The sequence below is a fragment of the Accumulibacter sp. genome (assembly GCF_016789985.1).
Lineage (GTDB): Bacteria > Pseudomonadota > Gammaproteobacteria > Burkholderiales > Rhodocyclaceae > Accumulibacter.
The window spans coordinates 1-20138 of the sequence record NZ_JAEUOL010000176.1 but is presented as its reverse complement, the minus strand read 5'-3'; the positions used below and the strand labels follow the sequence as shown (position 1 = coordinate 20138).

Below are 20138 nucleotides of genomic sequence, written 5' to 3'. Positions count from 1 at the left end.
AGCCACAACCCACCAGCGGCCAGCGCCGCACACTGATTCGCCGCTGAACACCTGGGGTCGGGCCCAGCGGCTGTTCAAACAATGCTGCTTGTCGGCAGGCATGGTCACGTCACTTCAGCGATGGGCTTTCACGGTAACGTGACCCGCTGAACCGACTCGTACCCCGGATTGCTGCGATCGAGCGCACACATTAAAAGGGCCGTTGGCGACCTGTCGCCTTCAGGCAACTTCGGTTCTGCTGCAAACCCTGCCGGGTGTCGACACCGTCGGTGCCGCCAGGCTGCTCGTCGAGATCGGCTGCGACATGAGCGTCTTCGGCAGCCCCGACCGTCTGGCTTCCTGGGTGGGCATCTGTCCGGGTAACAACGAGTCCGCCGGAAAGCGCAAATCCGCACGCGTTCGCAAGGGCAATCCCTATGTCCGACGACTCCTGGGTGAGTTCGCTCACGCCGCCAGCCGCACCAAATCAGCGTTCCACGCCAAGTTCCAATCGCTGATCGTTCGTCGTGGCCACAAGCGCGCCATCGTCGCGCTCGCTCACAAGAGGTTGCGCCCCCTTTTCTTCATGCTCAAGCGCGGCGACTATTCCCGGGATTCCGCCACCAACTATGAGCAGCTCTGTGTGCAGCGCAACGCCTCTCGCTGGATCAAGGCTCTGGCTCGCTTCGGCTTCATCCCCGCAGCCGCCTGATTCACGACAACCGATCGCTATGACCGAGCGCGGTCAGGTATGCGCACGCTTGGAGACTGGCTTCTTTCACATTAAGTATCTGCTGGAACTGGACCACTACATCCTCGTGAAATGCATATTCACTCCGAATCCTCGCGCGTGCCGAGGGATGAATCCTGTTTGTTTGCCAAGCATGCCGGCGGTGCCCCGCAAGCCTGGGTTGAAGCGATCGATCAGTATTTGACGCGCGCGAAGTAGCTCTTTTCGGAAGCTTCGAGCGCCTGCCGCAGAGTCACGATTCCCCTCTGTGCGAGCAAGGGCAGCATTTTCAGGAATACCTCTCCGGTTGCACAGGCGTCGCTTACCGCATTGTGGCGACCTTCGATGGTCACCCCGAGCCGCTCGGCGATGTGGTCGAGCTGATGGGACTCCTGGTTGGCATGCAGTACACCGGAAAGCAGCAGCGTGTCGAGGACCGGCTGGCTAAAAACGACGCCGGTCGCCTCTTCCTTCAGTTGCAGAAAGCGCATGTCGAACGCCGCGTTATGGGCGACCAGGACGGTGTCGTTGCAAAACTCGTGGAAGGCCGGCAGAACCACGTCGATCTGGGGCTGTCCGCGCACCATGTCATCGGTGATGCCGTGAATGCGGATACCTTCCGGTCGCAGAAAGCGCTGTGGATCGACCAGTTGTTCGAAGTTCTCATGTCGCAACAAGCGGCCATTGACGATGCGCAGCGCACCGATCTGGATGATTTCGTCGCCGGCGGCGGGCTCGAGGCCGGTGGTCTCGGTATCGAACACGGTATAGGTCAGATCCGTGAGAGGCCGGTCGAGGTCGATGCTCCGGTCGCGGAAGTGGAAGAGGTCGAAGTCGTAGTATTCCGGACGTACGCTGAGTTCGTCGAGCGTTTCTTGTGGCGTGACGTTCTCGGGCAGGACCACCGGCAGCACGAAGCGGAAGAACGCACGCTGCGCAGCCTTTTCCCTTTCGTACCAGATCTCGCCGCCATGGCGGTCGATGACGTCGCGCAAGGACAAGGGCGAGCTTTCCTTGCCGAATCGCATGGGGTCGGTTTCCCAGGTATAGAAAGCTTCCGAAGACATGGTCTGGCCGGCCCAGATGAGGTCAAGGTAGGCCAGCTTGCCGCAGGGTAGCAGCCGGAAGCGCAACTCACGGATCCGGTAATGATCGACCAGCCGTGCCGCCAGAAAGCAGATCGAGAACACCAACGAGAAGCTTTCGGCGCGTAACCAGATATCCTCGTCGCTCTCCTCGCTCTTGGTGGACAGCTTCAGTTCTTCCTCGATTCTGCGTTGCGCCGCGGTGATGATGTCCATCCCCTGGACATCCTCGAGTGGCCAGCGGGTCTTCAGCGAGTCGGCAAACTCGCTCATGGTCTGATCGAGCCGTTGACTCATGCGGACTACTTCATCGCTGATGATGCCGACGAAACGCTCACGAATTTCCGGCTCGATGTCCGGGTAGTCCATCAGGTTGCCGACCGCCACGCGGATGTTGGCCAGGCTGCCGCGGGTACCGTCGGTCAGCGATTGCAGCACTTGATCGCGCCGCGACTCCTGTTCCAGACTGCGCGTAATGTTCTCGACCGTCAGCACGTAACCGCTCATCCCGCGCTGGTGCGGCTCTTGGTCGGTGGTCAGCACGGGAACCAGTTGCACCCGCAGGAGCTGCCCGCCACGGGCGGCCGTGATGAAGTTGGCGATCGCCGTGGCGGCTCCCTTGTGCAGGCGCTGACGCACGACGTCGAGCGCATGGTCGATCTGGCTGCGCTCGAGGATGGAAAAGATCGAACGGCCCAGCCCGATCAGCGCGCCTCCGGCAACGGCCGTGCTGCCTCGGGCAAGCGCCCTGAACTGGAGCCGGGCACGGCTGTTGTAGAGCAGGATGCGTCCGTCGAGGTTGCATACCACGACCGCCTGCGCCAACTCGGACATCAGTGCGGCCAGGCGATTCTTTTCCTCTTCCACCGACGACTTGGCTGCAGCGATCTGCGCATCGACATCGTCCATCAGTCCATCCCGTTGTTGCGCCAGATCGTTGGTGGCCGCAGCCAGCAAGCGGACCTCCGGTGGCCCTTCGGGCGTGACCCGGAAGTTGCGATTGGCCGACAGCATCAGGCGCAGGTTCTCGACCATGCGGAGCAAACCCTGGACGTACTCGCGGAACAGGTAACGGATGACCAGCAGGCCGAGCAGGAAGCCGAAGGCAGTCATCATCGCACCCAGCGACAGGTGCGGCGCGACCAGGCGCACGAGCAGCTCCCGCTCCGCCTCCTGCGCACCTGCCCAGATCAGCAGGGCGGTGATCACGAAGGGGCCGGTCATCAACAGAAAGAGAATGCCGACCGAGATGGCCAGACGAAAGCGCGCGTTCATTGTTCGGGACGGGGCATGGTGGCTACTTGCGGTAGCCCAGCAAAAAGCCCGGCTTTTTGAGCCGGGCTGGGTGCTGAACGATTGCTTGGTGGAGACAGGCGGGATCGAACCGCCGACCTTCTGATTGCGAACCAGACGCTCTCCCAGCTGAGCTATGCCCCCAAGAACGCACGCATTCTATGCGCCACAGGTGGCAGCGTCAATGCCGCGGCGTGGCTGCCGAGGCAACCTGACCATGACGGGACTGCGCGGCCTATTTCCTGGCCTTGGCGCCGGCTGGCACGACGGCGATGGCAATCGCTTCGGCATAGACGCCTTCAACCTGGTCCCCCTTGTTGATCTGCTTGAGTTGCTCCGGATCCTTGATCTTCAGGGTGACCGTCTTTTGCGCGCCGCGCAGGGTCACAGTGCGTTTCTTGCGGTCGACCTGCTGCACATCGGCGATGAAAGCGACTTCCTTTGCCTCGTAGGCGCCCGGCTTCTGGCCGGGAGCAGCGGTCGCGCTCTGCGAGCTGTCGATGCGCTCGCGCAGTGCACCGCCACCCTTCCTGAGGGTCATCAGAAGTTCCTGGGTATAGCGGACCACCACCAGGTCGCCGACTTTGATCTGGTCGAAATTCTTGACCTCGTCGCCGACCACGACTTTGGATTGCTCGCCCTTGTTGTTCTTCAGGATAACGGTACGCGATGTCTTGTCGATCGCTTCAACGGCTAGGGTCATTTTGGCTTCGACCACTCCGGCGAACTTGCCGGGACCCACGGCAGCCAGACCTTCGGCGACGGCAGGTTGTTGAGCGGCAGCGGTGAGCGGCAGCAGGATCAGGGCGGCCGTGGCCAAGGCGGTACGGATACGCATGCGGAGGAACTCCTATGGGGGGTGATTGAGGGTCGTTGTAGGGAAAGGGAACGGCAGTGACAGGGGGAAGCAGGTCCCGTCCGGGACTTGCCGAGCCGGATCGCTCGGCGCAGGCAGGTGCAGTTGCTGGTCCTACTCGTCCTTGCCGGCCACGCGTGCCTTGAAGGTTGCGCCGGCGGCGAATTTCGGGACGGTCGTTTGCGGGATCAGGATCTTTTCGCCGGATTTGGGATTCTTTCCTTCGCGAGACGCGCGTTCGCTTGCCTTGAAGGAACCGAAACCGACCAGTGTCACTGCTTCTCCCCGGGCGACGGTTTCAATGATGGTTTCGATCACGGCATCGAGCGCTTTCGCCGAAGCAGCCTTGGACAGCTCGCTGTGGGCGGCAATGGCGTCGATCATTTCAGACTTGTTCATGGGGGCTCCTCAGGTGGTCAAAAGGCCTTCCTCTAGCTCGATTGTTATGTTTCACGGTGGCCGCGGGAAGCGAAACGATCAGGAATTCAAAGGCGTCAATTCTGGCATGGATTTTACCCCTGCAAGCAAGTTTTTTGCTTGCGCCCGGGGCCTGGCAGGTCGCCGACGAGCAGGCCGACGCCGGCCAGGATGCCGGGTGCGCGACCCATTGCTCACGATTCTGGAGCGTTCTCGCTGGTCAGGTCTGGCGCGCCGGCCGTGGCCGCGTGGTGCCGGGCGAGCAGCGGTGCCAGAAAGCGTCCGCTGTGGCTGGCGGCTACCGCGGCAAGCTCTTCCGGAGGGCAGCTGGCCAGGAGTTCACCACCGCCGGCGCCCCCTTCGGGGCCGAGATCGATCAACCAGTCGGCGGTCTTGATCACATCGAGGTTGTGCTCGATGACCACCACCGTATTGCCATGGTCTACCAGGCGATGGAGGACGCTGAGCAGCAGTTCGATGTCATGGAAATGCAGGCCCGTGGTCGGCTCGTCGAGGATGTAGAGGGTTCGACCGGTGTCACGTTTCGATAGCTCGAGCGCCAGTTTGACGCGCTGTGCCTCGCCGCCGGAGAGGGTGGTGGCGGACTGGCCAAGCGTGATGTAGCTGAGACCGACATCCACCAGCGTTTGCAGCTTGCGCGCGATGACCGGCACCGGGTCGAAGAATTCCCGCGCCACTTCGACCGTCATCTGCAGGACGTCGTGGATGTTCCTGCCCTTGTACTGCACCTCCAGCGTTTCCCGGTTGTAGCGCTTGCCATGGCAGACGTCGCAGGCCACGTAAACGTCGGGCAGAAAGTGCATTTCGACCTTGATCACGCCGTCGCCCTGGCAGGCCTCGCAGCGTCCACCCTTGACGTTGAACGAGAAGCGGCCGGGGCCGTAGCCACGCGAGCGGGCTTCCGGAACGCCGGCGAACAGCTCACGGATCGGCGTCAGCAGGCCGGTGTAGGTGGCCGGGTTGGAGCGCGGCGTGCGGCCGATCGGGCTCTGGTCGACGTTGATCACCTTGTCGAAATGGTCGAGGCCGACGATCAGGTCATGCGCGGCCGGCTCGGCGGTCGAACCGTAGATCTGCCGGGCGGCTGCCAGATACAGCGTGTCGTTGATCAGCGTCGACTTGCCCGAGCCGGAAACCCCGGTGATGCAGGTGAACAGACCGACCGGAATGGCGACCGTCAGGTTCCTGAGGTTGTTGCCGCGTGCCCCGCTGATGCACAGCATTCGCCCGGCATCGGGCTGGCGCCTCTGGCGGTTGATGCCGATGCTGCGGCGCCCGGACAGGTAGTCGCCGGTGAGTGACGCCGGGTGGTCGATGATCGTGGCCGGCGTGCCCTCGGCGACGATGAAGCCGCCATGAACGCCGGCTCCGGGACCGAGGTCGACGACGTGGTCGGCGCTGCGGATGGCCTCCTCGTCGTGCTCGACGACGATCACCGTATTGCCGATGTCGCGCAGTTGCTTCAGTGTCTTCAGCAAGCGCTCGTTGTCGCGCTGATGCAGGCCGATCGAAGGTTCGTCGAGGACGTACATCACGCCGGTCAGCGCCGAGCCGATCTGCGATGCCAGGCGGATACGCTGCGCTTCGCCGCCGGACAGGGTCTCCGCCGAGCGCTCGAGCGACAGGTAGTCGAGACCGACATTGATCAGGAACTGCAGGCGGCTGACGATCTCCTTGAGCACCTTTTCCGCTACCTGCGCCTTGTTGCCAGGGAGTTGCAGCGAAAGGAAATAGTCGCGTACCGCGGCCAGCGGCTGGCGGCTGATTTCGTGCAGGGTGCGCGCATCCGCCTGGCTGCCGATGCGCACATTGCGTGCTTCCTCGCGCAGACGGCTGCCCTGGCACGCCGGGCAGCTGCGGTTGCTGATCAGGCGCGCCAGTTCCTCGCGCACGGCAAGCGAGTCGGTTTCCTTGTAGCGTCGTTCGAGGTTCACCACGATACCTTCGAAGGCGTGTTCCCGCAGGGTGGGGTGGCCACGCTCGTTGAGGTAGCCGAACGGCAGCGTTTCGCGGCCTGAGCCGTAGAGAATGATCTGCCGGACATTCTCCGGCAAATCCCGGAAAGCCGTGTCGAGCGCGAAGCCATAGTGCGCGGCAAGCGAGCCGAGCATCTGAAAATAGAAAGGGTTGCGCCGGTCCCAGCCGCGAATCGCGCCGGCCGCCAGCGACAGCTCCGGCCGCGTGACGATGCGCTGCGGATCGAAGAACTGGATGACACCGAGGCCATCGCACTTCGGACAGGCGCCCATCGGGCTGTTGAAGGAGAAAAGCCGCGGTTCGAGCTCCTGGATCGAGTACGAGCATACCGGACAGGCAAAGCGGGCGGAGAAGAAATGCTCGCGTGCGCTGTCCATCTCGCAGGCGATCACCCGACCGTCGGCGTGGCGCAGGGCGGTTTCGAACGACTCGGCCAGGCGCTGGCGAATGTCTTCGCGCACCTTCAGGCGGTCGACCACCACGTCGATCGTGTGCTTGTGGGTCTTGGCGAGTTTGGGGAGGTCGTCGATCTCGTGAATCTGTCCGTTGACCCGCAGGCGGGCGAAACCCTGGGCGCGCAACTCGGCGAACAGTTCGGCCTGCTCACCCTTGCGATTGGCAATCACCGGTGCCAGGATCATCAGGCGACTTCCCTCGGGCAGTGCCAGCACGTGATCGACCATCTGCGAGACGGTCTGTGCTTCGAGCGGCAACTGGTGCTCGGCGCAGTAGGGGGTGCCGGCACGGGCGAAGAGCAGCCGCAGATAGTCGTGAATCTCGGTCACCGTACCGACCGTCGAGCGCGGGTTGTGGCTGGTTGCCTTCTGTTCGATGGAAATCGCCGGCGACAGCCCCTCGATCAGATCGACATCGGGCTTTTCCATGCGCTGCAGGAACTGCCGGGCGTAGGCCGACAGGGATTCGACGTAGCGCCGCTGGCCTTCGGCGTAGAGCGTGTCGAAGGCGAGCGACGACTTTCCCGATCCCGACAGGCCGGTGACCACGATCAGTCGATGGCGCGGCAGATCAAGACTGATGTTCTTCAGGTTATGCGTGCGCGCGCCACGAATTCTGATCTGGTTGGTATCGTCCATTGGGGGAGCTGCTCTGAGGCGCCTGGGCAAACCTGCTAATATACGCAATTCCGCAGCCCGGCAGCAAACTCCATGTCCGCCTCGAGCCCCGACCGTATGAGCAGCCAAGAAAAGCGAGCCGGCATCAGTCTGGCGGCGGTTTTCGCCTTGCGCATGCTTGGTCTGTTTCTCATCCTGCCGGTCTTCTCGCTGTATGCCCGCGATTTGCCTTCGGGCAAGGACATGGCGCTGGTCGGCATGGCGCTCGGTGCCTACGGGCTGACCCAGGCCTGCCTGCAGATTGCCTACGGCGCCGCCTCCGATCATTTCGGACGCAAGCCGGTGATCGTTTTCGGGCTGGCCCTCTTCGTCATCGGCAGTTTCGTCGCCGCTTTCGCGGACGACATCTACCTCGTCATCGCCGGCCGGGTGCTGCAGGGGGCCGGCGCCATTTCGGCGGCGGTCACGGCGCTCGCCGCCGATCTGACGCGCGAGCAGCACCTGACCAAGGTGATGGCCATGATCGGTTCGTCGATCGGCATGGTTTTCGCGGTCTCGATGGTCGGCGCACCGCTGCTGTATTCGGTCATCGGCATGCCCGGCATCTTCGCGCTTACCGGCGGGTTGGCCCTGCTGGCCATTTTCGTGGTTCTCAGGGTGGTTCCCGCCGCTCCGATGGTGCCGCGGCAACCGGCTTGGCCGAGCTTCGTCGAAGTCCTCGCGCATCGCCAGTTGCTGCGCCTCAATTTCGGCGTATTCGCCCTGCACCTGATGCTGACCGCGATGTGGGTGCTGCTGCCGGCCGAGCTGGTCAGCACTGGTGGGCTGCCGGTCGCCGAGCACTGGAAGGTCTACCTGCCGGCATTGCTGATTTCCTTTGTCATCATGGTGCCGGCGATCGTCGTCGCCGAGCGCTTCGCGCGCATGAAACTGATCTTCAATTCGGCGATCGTCATCCTGCTGGCCGTGCAGGCCGGTTTCGGACTGTTTGCCGGCGGTCTCTACGGCCTGGCATTCTGGCTGATGCTCTTCTTCGTCGCTTTCAACATCCTCGAAGCAACGCAGCCGTCCCTGATTTCGCGCATTGCACCGCCGCACGCCAAGGGGGCGGCGCTCGGTGTCTACAATACGACACAGGCGCTCGGCCTGTTTCTCGGGGGCGTCTTTGGCGGCGTGCTCGCCAAGTATTCCGGTGCCGGCGCGGTATGGCTCGGCGGTGCCCTGCTGACGGTGGTCTGGCTGCTGCTCGGGCTGACCATGTCGATGCCGCCCTTGCGCGGCCGGCAGGCGACAGCGGAAAAGTTCCTATAATTGCGCCGATCATTTCTCAAATACCATTCAGGGAGGCAACATGGCTTCGGTCAACAAGGTGATTCTCGTCGGCAATCTGGGCGCTGATCCGGAAACCCGCTATCTGCCAAGCGGCGATGCCGTCTGCAACATCAGGATGGCCACCACCGATCGGACGCGCGACAAGGTATCCGGCGAATACAAGGAGTACACCGAGTGGCATCGCGTGGTCTTCTTTGGCAAGCTGGCCGAAACAGCCGGCCAGTACCTGAAAAAGGGTCGCCAGGTTTATGTCGAAGGGCGCATCCGGACCAACAAGTGGCAGGACAAGGATGGCAACGAACGCTACACGACCGAAATCGTTGGCAGCGAGATGAAAATGCTCGGCAGTCGCGAAGGCATGGGTTCGCCCGCCGCGGGCGAAGGCGAGTACGGCGGCAGCATGCCGTCCACCGCCGCTTCCGGCGCGGCGGGACGTTCGGCGCCCGCCAAGAAGGCACCGAGTTTTGACGACATGGACGACGACATCCCGTTCTAGCCGGCCGGAGGCTGGACGACGGGCAAGACGGGCGGCGCGGGGGTCGAGGCAAACGCTGTTCGAGGCGCTTTGCCCCATTCCCCTCCTAGCCTGCCAGACTTTGCCATGAAAGGGCCCCGCTGGACAAGGATCCCGGAGTCCGGTTTCGCCTGGGAAAGGGATGTACTCGGCTGGTTGCGTGATCGGCTGCCGCATCGCAACCCCTGGCGCGCCTGGTCGAACTTCGAATTCATCGACGACAAAGGCCGGGTCAATGCGGTCGGTGCACTGGTGTTGTCGCCCGTCGGCTCCATCTGGCGGAACTAAACAACCACCGGCTAAAGCCGGTGGGTTTATGTTGCGGACTGAAAGTCCGGATACGCGTCGCCTAAACGACGCGTCCTAGTTGGGTTCCGTTTTGAAATCGTCATTCGGGTTGGGCTCAATTCCATCAGGGACGGGGCAGTGGCCCCGAACGAGAGTCCGGATCTATGGCTGCAATCTCCACCTGATTCCCATCAGCGAATGAAGGCTTGGCAAACCAGGGGCGACCATCTATGTGTATAACGATATGGGCTGAGACAAGCAGCGAATCGGCGATCGATGGCAACGAACACTGGCGGGCGACGGCGTCGGTGTTCCGCTTCCGGGTCGGGTGCCGCCGGCCAGCCGGGCGACAAGAAGAGCGGACATCCGCGACGGATGCCCGCTGGCGCAGGCTGCCGTATCGCGCCGGACGACCTGTCTACGCGGCGAAATTCTGCCCGGCGAAGCTCCAGTTGGCGAGTTTGGCGAGGAAGGTCTCGACGAACTTCGGCCTCAGGTTGCGGTAGTCGATGTAATAGGCGTGTTCCCAGACGTCGATGCACAGCAGCGCCTTGTCTCCGGTGGTCAGCGGGGTGCCGGCCGCGCCCATGTTCACGATATCCAGCGAGCCGTCGGGTTTTCTGACCAGCCAGGTCCAACCCGATCCGAAGTTGCCGACCGCCGAAGCCTGAAAGGCCTTGGCAAACTCGGCGAACGATCCCCAGCGGGCATCGATGGCAGCGCCCAGGGCGCCATCCGGGGTGCCGCCGCCGTTCGGCTGCAGGCAATTCCAGAAAAAGCTGTGGTTCCAGACTTGTGCCGAGTTGTTGTAGATCCCGCCAGCCGGGGCCTTGCGGATGATGGCTTCGAGATCGAGCGATTCGTAGTCGGTTCCCTTGATCAGGTTGTTGAGGTTGGTGACGTAGGCCTGATGGTGCTTGCCATAGTGGTACTCGAGGGTTTCTTGCGACATGTGCGGTGCCAGGGCGTCAATGGCGAAGGGCAGTGGCGGCAGCTGATGTTCCATGAGTGTTCTCCGTGAGGCCTGTTATGAAGTGAAGAGGGTGATAGGGATGACTTGCAGCAGGAAGCGATCCGTTCTGCTCGACCGCCGGATTCTATTCGGGGCCTGTCTTGCTGGCAATGGTGGCGGCGGCAAACGGATTGCCGTCATCCGCGGAAACTGCCAGGACGGTGGCGTCGGCGCGTCCCTGGTGGAAGAAGACAGCGATCTGCTGGCTAGGTTCCAGCAGCGCGCTCCGGCGGACGATCTGTCCCTGCCGGGTGGTGACGATGCTGTAGCCTCGGGCGAGAACCTCGCCCGGGTTGAGGTGCGACAGCCCGGCGCTCAGGCGGCTCAGGTCGCCGACCTTGCTGCGCAGCGTTTCCCGCGTGGCGCCACGCAGTCGGCGCGCCAGTCCCGCCAGATGGATGCCTTGGCGTACCGGATCCGGGCGCTGCAGCAGCAGGCGATGGCCGAGTTCGACGAGCGTGCTGCGTGCCCGCGCGCTGGCCTGCAACAGGTTCGCGTCAAGCCGTCGCTGCAGGTTGCGCAAGGCCTCCTGCTGCCGCGCCAGGTCGTGCGCCGGGTGCTGCAGGCGCTGCGCCAGCCAGTCCACTTGCTGATTGCGCTGGTTGAGCGTCTGCTCCATCTGGCGACGCAAGGCAAGCTGGCCGGCGGCGAGCCGCGCGAGCAGGACGCTTCGCTCGGGGGCCGCCATCTCGGCCGCTGCGGTGGGGGTCGGCGCCCGCCGGTCGGCGGCAAAATCGGCAATGGTGAAGTCGGTTTCATGCCCGATCCCGCTGATCACCGGCAGCGGGCAGGCCCGGATGGCGCGCGCCACGGCTTCATCGTTGAAGGCCCAGAGGTCTTCGATGCTGCCGCCCCCACGGCAGACGATCAGCACCTCGCACTCGCCGCGCTCGCCGGCACGGCGGATGGCGTCGGCGATCTGCGGGCCGGCTCCGTCGCCCTGCACCGGTGTCGGGTAGAGCACGATGCTGACCTGGCCGGCGCGCCGCCCGAGCGTGCTCAGCACGTCGCGCAGGGCTGCCGCCTGGGGTGAAGTGATGATGCCGATCCGGCGGGGAAAGGCGGGCAGGGGACGTTTGCAGGCACTGTCGAAGAGTCCTTCGCGCTCCAGCCTTTCCTTGTGGCGGAGGAATTTCTCGTACAGGTTGCCGAGCCCGGCACGGCGCGCCGCTTCGACAGTGAGCTGGAAATCGCCGCGCGCCTCGTAAAGGGTGACCAGCACGCGCGCCTCGATGTGCTGGCCGTTATCGAGTCGCCAGCCGAGCAGTTGTGCCCGGCTGCGGAACATCACGCAGCGCACCTGTGCCGCGCTGTCCTTGAGCGAGAAGTACACATGCCCGGAAGCCGCATGGCTCAGGTTGGAGACTTCTCCGGCGACCCAGCACAGGGGAAAGGCGGCCTCCAGCCGTTCGCGGGCCAGGCGATTGAGCAGGGAAACGGGAATCACCGCTGCTGCCGTCGTCGCCGACGACATGAGGCTGGCGCAGGAGAGTTCTGACATGACCGGATTCTACCTGCTTGCGCTGGTGCCAGACAGTGCGCAGCAGCTAGTCGCGAGGCTATGCCGGCCGGGCGCCCGTCGCCCGCTTTCGTGGCATACCGCAAAAGTCCTTCCCATAGCGTGACTTGGCAGTTTCACCAACAGGCTATCGGTTCGCTTGTCCACAGAACCTGGGGACAAGTGGTCTCGCGCCGGAGGGCTGCCACCAATCCCGGGGCTTGCTGCAAACGTCGGCGCAGGCTAAAGTGGCCGCCTGTCAGAATCTTCCGGAGCAAAAGGTGTTTTCCATCATTCAGGCTGCTGGGTGGCCGATCTGGCCCTTGCTGCTGGCATCAATCATCGCCGTCGCCCTGATCCTCGAGCGCCTGGTGGCGCTGCGGCGCAGCAAGGTCGTTCCGCCCGCTCTCCTGCAACGGGTGGTTGCCGAGTATCGACAGAATGGGGTCAGTGCAGCGCTGGTCGGCAACCTGGAGGCGCACTCACCGCTCGGCCGCGTCCTCGGCGCCGGTTTGCGCAATGTCGGCAGTTCACGCGACATCATGAGGGAAGCGATCGAGGAGGCCGGTGGCGTCGTGGCGCACGATCTCGCCCGCTATCTGACGACACTGGGGACCATTGCTTCGATCAGTCCGTTGATGGGGCTGTTCGGGACCGTCGTCGGCATGATCGAGATCTTCGGTTCGCAGTCGCCCGGTGGAAGCAATCCGATCCAGTTGGCGCACGGCATCTCGGTCGCCTTGTACAACACCGGATTCGGGTTGCTGATCGCCATACCGAGCATGATCTTCTGGCGGCATTTCCGTGCTCTGGTGGATAGCTTCATCGTCGAGATGCAGCAGCAGGCAGTGCGTTTGGTCGAGGTGCTGCACGGCGAGCGCAAGGACTGAGAGAAGAGGCCGGGATGGACTTCCGACGGAGCCGCGCCAGCGATGAGCCCGAGATCAATCTGATCCCCCTGATTGACGTGCTCCTGGTCATCATCATTTTCCTCATGCTGACCACCACCTACGCCAAGTTTTCCGGGCTCGAGATCAACCTGCCGACCGCCGATGCCAGCAAGCAGGCGGAGCCGCCGAACGAGATCAATGTGGCGCTGACCGCTGCCGGGCAGGTTCTGGTCAACAAAGTCCCGCTTGCCGCAGTCAGCGTACAGACGATCAGCGAGGCGCTGCGGCGCGCGGCCGGCGACGCCAAGGAGCCGGTGATCGTGATCAACGCCGACGCCAAGGCCAGCTATCAGAGCGTCGTCGACATCATGCAGGCGGCGCAGACTGCCGGCTATCCGCGAATTTCCTTCGCCACGCAATCACCGCGCTGATGGCTGCTGCAGGCCTCGCGCAGCGTTTGCCCGGCTGGTGGTACCAGCGCCGTCTGGTCGTTGCGCTCTGGCCGTTGCTGCCGCTTTCCTGGTTGTTCGCCCTGCTCGTCGCCGTCCGGCGCGGGCTCTATGCCTGCGGCCTGCTGCGCTCGATCCGTCTGCCCGTGCCGGTGGTCGTGGTCGGCAACCTGACCGTCGGCGGCAGTGGCAAGACGCCGCTCGTGCTGTGGCTGGTGCACCGCCTGCAGCAGCATGGCTGGCGGCCAGGCATCATCAGTCGTGGTTACGGCGGCGCCAACAGACAGGTGTTACAGGTCGTTGCCTCGTCGCCGGCCGTGCTGGTCGGTGACGAGCCTTTGCTTCTGGCTAGGCGCAGCGGCGCACCGGTTTTCGTTGGTCGCGACCGCGCTGCAGCGGGGCGGGCTCTGCTGACGAAGCATCCCGATTGTGATGTGATTGTCTCGGACGACGGCTTGCAGCACTACCACCTGCAGCGTTCGATCGAAGTGGCATTGTTCGATGCGCGCGGGGTCGGCAATGGGTGCCTCCTGCCGGCTGGCCCGCTGCGCGAGCCACTGCGCCGCCTGCGGCGGGTCGATGCGGTGGTGTGGAATGGGCCGGCGGAAAGCCGGCCCGACCGTGTTGCCCGGCCCTTGCCGCAGTTTTTCATGCGGCTGACCGGTCGGCGATTTGTCGCCGTGAACGGTGAGCCGCGCAGTTGTGATGCGGATGAACTGCGTGGCCGGAAGCTGTACGCGATCGCCGGCATCGGCGACCCGGCGCGCTTTTTTTCCCAGCTCGAGGCGCTCGATCTGACGTTCGAGGCGCGCCCGTTTCCGGATCATCACGCCTATCGCGCCGCCGACCTGGCTTTCGCAAGCGATGGTGTGCTGCTGATGACCGAGAAGGATGCAGTAAAATGCACTCCGCTGGCGATCGGTGAGGCGTGGGTGCTGCCGGTCGAGGCAGTGATGAGTGCGCAGCCCGGTCAGCCTGGTTTATTCGAGACAATTCTGGAGAAACTCCATGGACGCACGCCTGCTTGACATTCTGGTCTGCCCGATCTGCAAGGCCAATCTGGAATACCGCAAGGCGCTGGCGGAGCTGTTGTGCAAACCCTGTCGCCTGGCGTTTCCGGTGCGTGACGGCATCCCGATCATGCTTGCCGACGAGGCGCGGCCGGTCGCCGGCGACGAACTCTGACGGAGCGTTGCGGTGATGCGTTTCAAGGTCGTCATCCCCGCCCGTTACGCCTCGACCCGGTTGCCGGGCAAGCCCTTGCTCGATCTCGGTGGCAAGCCGATGGTCGTGCGGGTGGCCGAGCGTGCCTTGCTCTCGGGGCCGGAAGAAGTGGTGGTCGCCACCGATCACCGCGAGGTGTGCGAGGTGGTCAGGCAGCACGGCCTGAACGCCCTGCTGACCCGTCCGGACCATGCCAGCGGGACAGACCGCTTGGCGGAGGTGGTCGAATCGTCAGGCTGGGCTGACGACACGATCGTGGTCAACGTGCAGGGTGACGAGCCGCTGATCGATCCCGCGCTGATCGCCCGCACGGCTGCACGGCTGGTCGACAGCGGGGCCGACATTGCCACGGTGGCGCATCCGGTGGTCGATGCGGCAGACTTCTTCAATCCCAATATCGTCAAGGTTGTCCTGACCGCACGTGGTGATGCCCTGTACTTCTCGCGTGCGCCGATTCCTTACGCGCGCGACCACTTTGCCCGCGAAGCCGGCGGCGAGACACTGCCGGCCGAGATGCTGGCCTATCGCCATGTCGGGTTGTACGCTTATCGCGGGCATTTCCTGCGGGCCTATGGCCGGCTGGCTCCGTCGCCGCTGGAAAGCCTCGAGGCGCTCGAACAATTGCGCGCCTTGTGGCACGGCTTTCGCATCAGCGTGGCACTTGCCGAACACCTGCCGGGTGCCGGAGTGGACACCCCGGACGATGCCCGCAGGATGCAGCAACGGTTCAAAAACGTTTGACCGAGCGCGCTTTTGCGGGTAAGTTTCCGCCTGTTGGTCACGACAACGTGTTGGCGAGACCCGATTGCAAGAATGCAAGTACCTGAAGTGATGGACAAAATGAACGTTTTGTTGTTCTCATAAGGCGAATCATGAAACTCATTCTGCTCGGCGCGCCAGGCGCTGGCAAGGGCACCCAGGCCCAGTTCATTCGGGAAAAGTTCGGGATTCCACAAATCTCCACCGGCGACATGCTGCGTGCTGCGGTCAAGGCTGGTACGCCGCTTGGTATCGCAGCGAAAAAGGTCATGGATGCGGGGGGCTTGGTGTCGGACGAGATCATCATCGGCCTGGTGACCGCTCGCCTGCAGCAGGATGACTGTCGTGCAGGTTACCTGTTCGACGGTTTTCCGCGGACGCTGCCGCAAGCCGAAGCAATGAAGGAGGCTGGTGTGGCGCTCGACTACGTGCTCGAAATCGACGTGGCCGACGAGGAAATCATCGAACGGATGAGCGGGCGGCGGGTTCATCCCGGGTCGGGTCGGACTTACCATGTTCGCTTCAATCCGCCGCGCGTCGACGGCAAGGATGACGTCACCGGGGATGATCTGATCCAGCGCGACGACGATCAGGAGGCAACGGTCAGGAAAAGGCTCGAGGTCTACCATTCGCAAACCAAGCCCCTGCTCGAGTACTACGGCAAGTGGGCTGCCAGTGGCGACCCCGGTGCACCGAAGTGCCGCAGGATTGCTGGTGTAGGCAGTGTGGAAGACATCAGGCAGGCGGCTTTCGAGGCGCTCGAGTAGGCGTTCGGTGATGACTGGGCGGAACCTGAACGGCACGACGCTGAAGCGACAGGTCAATGGTCTGCTGTGGCGTGGTACGGACTGCGCCGCGCGCAAGGCAGTCGCTGGCTGGCCGGTTTTCGTTGCTGCCTGTGCACCGGTGTCGCGGTCCTGGATCGAGGGGACGTAAAGGACAGGGCGATCGATTTTTTTGTTACAGATGTGGGGTGAGTCAGGTCTACGGGGATTGGCCCGCGGGCCAGGGTAATCTTGAGAGGGAGGTAGCTTATGTCGACTGGTTTGATGTTCGCGCTGGTGTGCGCGGTCATTGCGGTGCTCTATGGCGCGGCAATGACGAAATGGATTCTCTCGTTGCCGGCCGGCAACCCACGCATGCAGGAAATTGCCAAAGCCATCCAGGAAGGTGCGTCGGCATATCTTGCCAAGCAGTACACGACGATTGCGCTGGTCGGCGCAGTCCTCTTCGTCCTCATCTGGTTCGCGCTGGGCAAGCTAATGGCCTTCGGCTTCCTGATCGGCGCGCTGCTTTCCGGGGCGACCGGCTTCATCGGGATGAACGTTTCGGTGCGCGCCAACGTGCGTACCGCGGAAGCGGCACGCAACGGCATCGCTGCGGCACTCAATGTCGCGTTCAAGGGCGGCGCCATCACCGGCATGCTGGTCGTCGGTCTGGGTCTGCTCGGTGTGGCCGGCTACTATGCGCTACTCAAGGGATCTGGTGCCGACCTGCAGCACACGGTCGAACCGCTGGTCGGTCTGGCCTTCGGCGGTTCGTTGATCTCGATCTTCGCTCGTCTTGGTGGCGGCATCTTCACCAAGGGTGCCGACGTTGGTGCCGACTTGGTCGGCAAGGTCGAGGCGGGCATTCCGGAGGACGATCCTCGCAACCCGGCAGTGATTGCCGACAACGTCGGTGACAACGTCGGCGACTGTGCGGGCATGGCGGCCGACCTGTTTGAAACCTATGCGGTCACCGTCGTGGCAACGATGGTGCTCAGCGCCATGATGCTCAAGGGTGTCGCCGCGGCCAACGACAATCTGGTGGTCTATCCGCTGGTCCTGGGTGGCGTCTCGATCATCGCTTCGATCATCGGCTGCTTCTTCGTCAAGTCGAACGATGGCGGCAAGATCATGAACGCGCTCTATCGTGGCCTGGCCGTGGCCGGCGTGCTGGCCCTGATCGCCTATTATCCGATCACCACCATGATGCTCGGCACTGGCGTCACACTTGCCGACGGCAGCCTGATCAGTTCGATGAACATTTTCTGGTGCGCAGCGATCGGTCTCGTGCTCACCGGTGTCCTGGTGTGGATCACCGAGTACTACACCGGCACCGACTTTTCGCCGGTCAAGCGGGTGGCTGAAGCGTCGACCACCGGTCATGGCACCAACATCATTGCCGGTCTGGCGGTTTCGATGAAGGCCTGCGCCTTGCCGGTCCTGGCGGTCTGTGCGGCGATCTACATCACCTACGCGCTGGCCGGTCTGTATGGCATCGCCATCGCCGCGACCTCGATGCTGTCGATGACCGGCATCATCGTGGCACTCGACGCCTACGGTCCGATCACCGACAACGCCGGCGGTATTGCCGAGATGTCCGGGTTGCCGAAATCGGTGCGCGACGTGACCGACCCGCTCGATGCCGTCGGCAACACCACCAAGGCGGTGACCAAGGGCTATGCCATCGGTTCGGCCGGTCTGGCCGCGCTGGTACTCTTCGCCGACTACACGCACGCCCTCGAAGTCAACTTTGGCGGTGGCCTGCGCTTCGACCTGTCGGATCATATGGTGATCATCGGCCTTTTCCTCGGCGGCCTGATTCCCTACCTCTTCGCCGCCATGGCGATGGAGGCGGTTGGTCGTGCGGCCGGCTCGGTGGTCATTGAAGTGCGCCGGCAGTTCAAGGAAATCAGGGGGATCATGGAAGGGAAGGCGAAACCGGACTATTCGCGCGCGGTCGGCATGCTGACGGTCGCCGCCATCCGCGAAATGATCGTTCCTTCTCTGTTGCCGGTCCTCGTGCCGGTCCTGGTTGGCCTGCTGCTTGGCCCGAAGGCGCTGGGTGGCCTGCTGATGGGTACCATCATCACCGGTCTTTTCGTTGCCATCTCGATGACCACTGGTGGTGGCGCCTGGGATAACGCCAAGAAGTACATCGAGGACGGCCACTTTGGCGGCAAGGGCTCCGATGCCCACAAGTCTGCGGTGACCGGCGATACGGTCGGCGATCCCTACAAGGATACGGCTGGCCCGGCGGTCAACCCGCTGATCAAGATCATCAACATCGTGGCCCTGATGATCGTGCCGCTGATGGTCCCGGCATCGGTTGCCAAGCCGCTTGTCAGCACCCCGGCGGCGGCCCCGGTAGCGGCCGTGCCTGCAGCCAAGCTCTACTTTGCGGTGGGCGTCGCGGAAGTGCCGGCGGACGCCGGCCAGATCCTCGAAGCGGTCGTTGCCTACGCCAAGGCGAATCCGGCGGCCAAGCTTGCCATTTCAGGCTTCCACGATCCGAGTGGTAGCCAGGCGGCCAACGAGGAGGTCGCCAAGAATCGGGCGAAAGCAGTGCGTGACGCGCTCAAGAACGTCGGTATCGCCGAAGAGCGGATCGAGTTGCGCAAACCCGAGGTCACCACCGGCAGCGGCGACCCCGCCGAGGCGCGTCGTGTCGAGGTCAGCGTGCAGTAAGCCTGCTTGGATGGCGGGCAGCCTCGGCTGCCCGGCAGACGGGTAAAAGGCCGCTGACGCGGCCTTTTTTACATGAGCGGAGAACCCGTGCCGCTTGGCCTGCTAGAGGCGAACCGCCGGATTGAGCGTGTAGGTGCCGATCAATGTCGCTGCGGCAAGAACATGGCCCTGCAGCGCGGCGCGCACCTGCGGGCCGGTCAGCTTGCCCTCGATGTCCAGGCGGCCGACATCAAGAGCGAAAAGCGTGAACACGTAATGATGGACGATCTCGTCATTCCAGGGCGGACAGGGACCATCGTAACCGTAGTAGTCGCCACGCATGTCGTTGTCGCCGGCAAACCATGCCGTGTAGTCGTTGATGCCCTGCCGCGCGCCGTGCGGCGCGTGCGGGCCTGGCTTGCCACGCGGCGTGACCTCGTCGGAGAACTCGCCTTGCGCGATTTCCCGGCGATCGGCTGGCAAATCGACCAGCACCCAGTGGAAGAAATCCACCCGCGCCAGTGATGCCGGCACGCTGTGATCTTCCTGGTTGACGTCGTCACCCTGGCTCGGGACATCCGGGTCGTGGCAGATCAGCGCGAAGGAGCGGGTGCCCGCCGGCACGTCGCTCCAGGCCAGTTGCGGGTTGAGGTTGCAGCCCAGGCACACGTGGTGCGCCGGGTCGGGTATGCAGAAGGCGAAGTCGCCGGGTATCGGCTGTCCGTCGGTGAAACCGCTGCTGATCAATTTCATGCCTAATCCTCCTGATTGATTATTCGGCCGCGCTGCGTTTGAAATCCCGCATGCGAAAACCGGCGACCCATAGTGTAGCGAAATAGGCCGCGGCACCCAAACCGACGACCAGAGAAAGGCGCAGCAGGCGTTGAGTGAGGTTCCAGCGCAGCCAGTCGGTCGTCTCGCCAGACAGGAACCAGAGCGCGCCGCCCAGCGCTGCCATGGCCAAGCCGAGCCGGGCGTAGAACAGCAGCCAGCCGGGTTGCGGGGTGTAGATACCGAGCTGGCGCAGCCCGCGGTAGAGCAGGGTGGCGTTGAGACTGGCGGCCAGGCCGATGGCCAGTGCCAGCCCGGCGTGTTCGAGCCAGCCGATCAGCAGCAGGTTCAACACTTGCGTGGCGAACAGGGTCAGGATGGCGATCCTGACCGGCGTCCGGATGTTCTGGCGGGCATAGAAGCCGGGGGCCAGCACCTTGACCAGGATCATCGCCAGCAGGCCGAGACTGTAGGCGACCAGGGCGTCACGCGTTCTGAAGACATCGTTGGCAGTGAAAGCCCCATAGTGAAAAAGGCTG

General features: G+C 63.5%; 19 protein-coding genes, 1 tRNA gene and 1 pseudogene. 12 read left to right on the top strand and 9 right to left on the bottom strand.

The genetic code is table 11. The features are described from left to right. Positions 1–229: 229 nt before the first annotated feature. Positions 230–691, top strand: a pseudogene (locus JNK99_RS10555) (transposase); the annotation flags it as partial. A 212-nt stretch (positions 692–903) separates the two neighbouring features. Here JNK99_RS10555 and JNK99_RS10550 read toward each other — a convergent pair. From JNK99_RS10550 to uvrA, 5 genes are all read right to left on the bottom strand, one after another. Then, the gene (locus tag JNK99_RS10550; RefSeq protein ID WP_291852522.1) at positions 904–3069 is read right to left on the bottom strand and encodes an exonuclease domain-containing protein; all 2166 of its coding nucleotides are present in this window, start codon (positions 3067–3069) and stop codon (positions 904–906) included. Between the two features lie 86 nt (positions 3070–3155). Continuing rightward, positions 3156–3231: transfer RNA gene (locus JNK99_RS10545), tRNA-Ala, on the bottom strand. A gap of 91 nt (positions 3232–3322) precedes the next feature. Continuing rightward, on the bottom strand, positions 3323–3925 hold the full coding sequence (locus tag JNK99_RS10540; RefSeq protein ID WP_291852519.1) for a hypothetical protein: 603 nt from the start codon (positions 3923–3925) through the stop codon (positions 3323–3325). A 132-nt stretch (positions 3926–4057) separates the two neighbouring features. Then, positions 4058–4342, bottom strand: a complete 285-nt coding sequence (locus JNK99_RS10535) for an HU family DNA-binding protein (RefSeq protein WP_291852516.1) — start codon at positions 4340–4342, stop codon at positions 4058–4060. 212 nt (positions 4343–4554) lie between these two features. After that, entirely contained in the window at positions 4555–7452 is a 2898-nt protein-coding gene (gene uvrA / locus JNK99_RS10530) for an excinuclease ABC subunit UvrA (RefSeq protein WP_291852513.1), read from the bottom strand. Positions 7453–7548: 96 nt separating this feature from the next. Here uvrA and JNK99_RS10525 point away from each other — a divergent pair, with 96 nt between their 5' ends. From JNK99_RS10525 to JNK99_RS10515, 3 genes are all read left to right on the top strand, one after another. Beyond that, on the top strand, positions 7549–8742 hold the full coding sequence (locus tag JNK99_RS10525; protein WP_291852510.1) for an MFS transporter: 1194 nt from the start codon (positions 7549–7551) through the stop codon (positions 8740–8742). A gap of 40 nt (positions 8743–8782) precedes the next feature. Next, positions 8783–9259, top strand: coding sequence for a single-stranded DNA-binding protein (ssb, locus tag JNK99_RS10520; protein WP_291852507.1), 477 nt, complete (start codon positions 8783–8785; stop codon positions 9257–9259). Between the two features lie 105 nt (positions 9260–9364). Then, positions 9365–9565 (top strand): hypothetical protein, encoded by a 201-nt coding sequence (locus JNK99_RS10515; RefSeq protein ID WP_291852505.1) that lies wholly within the window; start codon positions 9365–9367, stop codon positions 9563–9565. Positions 9566–9983: 418 nt separating this feature from the next. Here the strand turns inward: JNK99_RS10515 and JNK99_RS10510 are convergent, their stop codons facing one another. Both JNK99_RS10510 and xseA read right to left on the bottom strand, forming a co-directional pair. Continuing rightward, positions 9984–10571 carry a Fe-Mn family superoxide dismutase gene (locus tag JNK99_RS10510; RefSeq protein WP_291852502.1) on the bottom strand — a complete coding sequence of 196 codons (588 nt, stop codon included), beginning with the start codon at positions 10569–10571 and terminating at the stop codon, positions 9984–9986. 91 nt (positions 10572–10662) lie between these two features. Continuing rightward, positions 10663–12078, bottom strand: a complete 1416-nt coding sequence (gene xseA, locus JNK99_RS10505; protein ID WP_291852500.1) for an exodeoxyribonuclease VII large subunit — start codon at positions 12076–12078, stop codon at positions 10663–10665. Positions 12079–12356: 278 nt separating this feature from the next. Here xseA and JNK99_RS10500 point away from each other — a divergent pair, with 278 nt between their 5' ends. From JNK99_RS10500 to JNK99_RS10465, 8 genes are all read left to right on the top strand, one after another. Next, entirely contained in the window at positions 12357–12965 is a 609-nt protein-coding gene (locus JNK99_RS10500) for a MotA/TolQ/ExbB proton channel family protein (RefSeq protein WP_291852497.1), read from the top strand. Between the two features lie 14 nt (positions 12966–12979). Beyond that, complete coding sequence (locus tag JNK99_RS10495) at positions 12980–13396, top strand: biopolymer transporter ExbD (RefSeq protein WP_291852494.1); 417 nt, start codon at positions 12980–12982, stop codon at positions 13394–13396. Beyond that, a complete protein-coding gene (gene lpxK, locus JNK99_RS10490; RefSeq protein ID WP_291852491.1) occupies positions 13396–14442 on the top strand; it encodes a tetraacyldisaccharide 4'-kinase in 1047 nt (348 codons plus the stop codon). Before JNK99_RS10495 ends, lpxK begins: the two co-directional genes overlap by 1 nt. Beyond that, complete coding sequence (locus JNK99_RS10485; protein WP_291852488.1) at positions 14423–14599, top strand: Trm112 family protein; 177 nt, start codon at positions 14423–14425, stop codon at positions 14597–14599. Before lpxK ends, JNK99_RS10485 begins: the two co-directional genes overlap by 20 nt. Positions 14600–14614: 15 nt before the next feature. Beyond that, a complete protein-coding gene (kdsB, locus tag JNK99_RS10480; protein ID WP_291852525.1) occupies positions 14615–15379 on the top strand; it encodes a 3-deoxy-manno-octulosonate cytidylyltransferase in 765 nt (254 codons plus the stop codon). Between the two features lie 131 nt (positions 15380–15510). After that, positions 15511–16164, top strand: a complete 654-nt coding sequence (gene adk, locus JNK99_RS10475) for an adenylate kinase (protein WP_291852486.1) — start codon at positions 15511–15513, stop codon at positions 16162–16164. A 10-nt stretch (positions 16165–16174) separates the two neighbouring features. Beyond that, on the top strand, positions 16175–16333 hold the full coding sequence (locus JNK99_RS10470; protein WP_291852483.1) for a hypothetical protein: 159 nt from the start codon (positions 16175–16177) through the stop codon (positions 16331–16333). A gap of 98 nt (positions 16334–16431) precedes the next feature. Next, the gene (locus JNK99_RS10465; protein ID WP_291852480.1) at positions 16432–18849 is read left to right on the top strand and encodes a sodium-translocating pyrophosphatase; all 2418 of its coding nucleotides are present in this window, start codon (positions 16432–16434) and stop codon (positions 18847–18849) included. A 102-nt stretch (positions 18850–18951) separates the two neighbouring features. Here JNK99_RS10465 and JNK99_RS10460 read toward each other — a convergent pair whose 3' ends face one another. After that, entirely contained in the window at positions 18952–19581 is a 630-nt protein-coding gene (locus tag JNK99_RS10460) for a YbhB/YbcL family Raf kinase inhibitor-like protein (RefSeq protein WP_291852476.1), read from the bottom strand. Positions 19582–19600: 19 nt separating this feature from the next. After that, on the bottom strand, positions 19601–20138 hold a 538-nt coding region (locus JNK99_RS10455), incomplete at its 5' end, for a lipid II flippase MurJ (RefSeq protein ID WP_291852473.1).

Bases quoted from the DNA above. Each gene is read 5' to 3' on its own strand.
- JNK99_RS10550 (WP_291852522.1), bottom strand. From the start codon at position 3,069: ATGAACGCGCGCTTTCGTCTGGCCATCTCGGTCGGCATTCTCTTTCTG.
- JNK99_RS10460 (WP_291852476.1), bottom strand. From the start codon at position 19,581: ATGAAATTGATCAGCAGCGGTTTCACCGACGGACAGCCGATACCCGGC.
- xseA (WP_291852500.1), bottom strand. From the start codon at position 12,078: ATGTCAGAACTCTCCTGCGCCAGCCTCATGTCGTCGGCGACGACGGCA.
- JNK99_RS10470 (WP_291852483.1), top strand. From the start codon at position 16,175: ATGACTGGGCGGAACCTGAACGGCACGACGCTGAAGCGACAGGTCAAT.
- JNK99_RS10515 (WP_291852505.1), top strand. From the start codon at position 9,365: ATGAAAGGGCCCCGCTGGACAAGGATCCCGGAGTCCGGTTTCGCCTGG.
- JNK99_RS10495 (WP_291852494.1), top strand. From the start codon at position 12,980: ATGGACTTCCGACGGAGCCGCGCCAGCGATGAGCCCGAGATCAATCTG.
- JNK99_RS10535 (WP_291852516.1), bottom strand. From the start codon at position 4,342: ATGAACAAGTCTGAAATGATCGACGCCATTGCCGCCCACAGCGAGCTG.
- ssb (WP_291852507.1), top strand. From the start codon at position 8,783: ATGGCTTCGGTCAACAAGGTGATTCTCGTCGGCAATCTGGGCGCTGAT.
- JNK99_RS10485 (WP_291852488.1), top strand. From the start codon at position 14,423: ATGGACGCACGCCTGCTTGACATTCTGGTCTGCCCGATCTGCAAGGCC.
- lpxK (WP_291852491.1), top strand. From the start codon at position 13,396: ATGGCTGCTGCAGGCCTCGCGCAGCGTTTGCCCGGCTGGTGGTACCAG.
- JNK99_RS10540 (WP_291852519.1), bottom strand. From the start codon at position 3,925: ATGCGTATCCGTACCGCCTTGGCCACGGCCGCCCTGATCCTGCTGCCG.
- JNK99_RS10525 (WP_291852510.1), top strand. From the start codon at position 7,549: ATGAGCAGCCAAGAAAAGCGAGCCGGCATCAGTCTGGCGGCGGTTTTC.
- JNK99_RS10465 (WP_291852480.1), top strand. From the start codon at position 16,432: ATGTCGACTGGTTTGATGTTCGCGCTGGTGTGCGCGGTCATTGCGGTG.
- uvrA (WP_291852513.1), bottom strand. From the start codon at position 7,452: ATGGACGATACCAACCAGATCAGAATTCGTGGCGCGCGCACGCATAAC.
- kdsB (WP_291852525.1), top strand. From the start codon at position 14,615: ATGCGTTTCAAGGTCGTCATCCCCGCCCGTTACGCCTCGACCCGGTTG.
- JNK99_RS10510 (WP_291852502.1), bottom strand. From the start codon at position 10,571: ATGGAACATCAGCTGCCGCCACTGCCCTTCGCCATTGACGCCCTGGCA.
- adk (WP_291852486.1), top strand. From the start codon at position 15,511: ATGAAACTCATTCTGCTCGGCGCGCCAGGCGCTGGCAAGGGCACCCAG.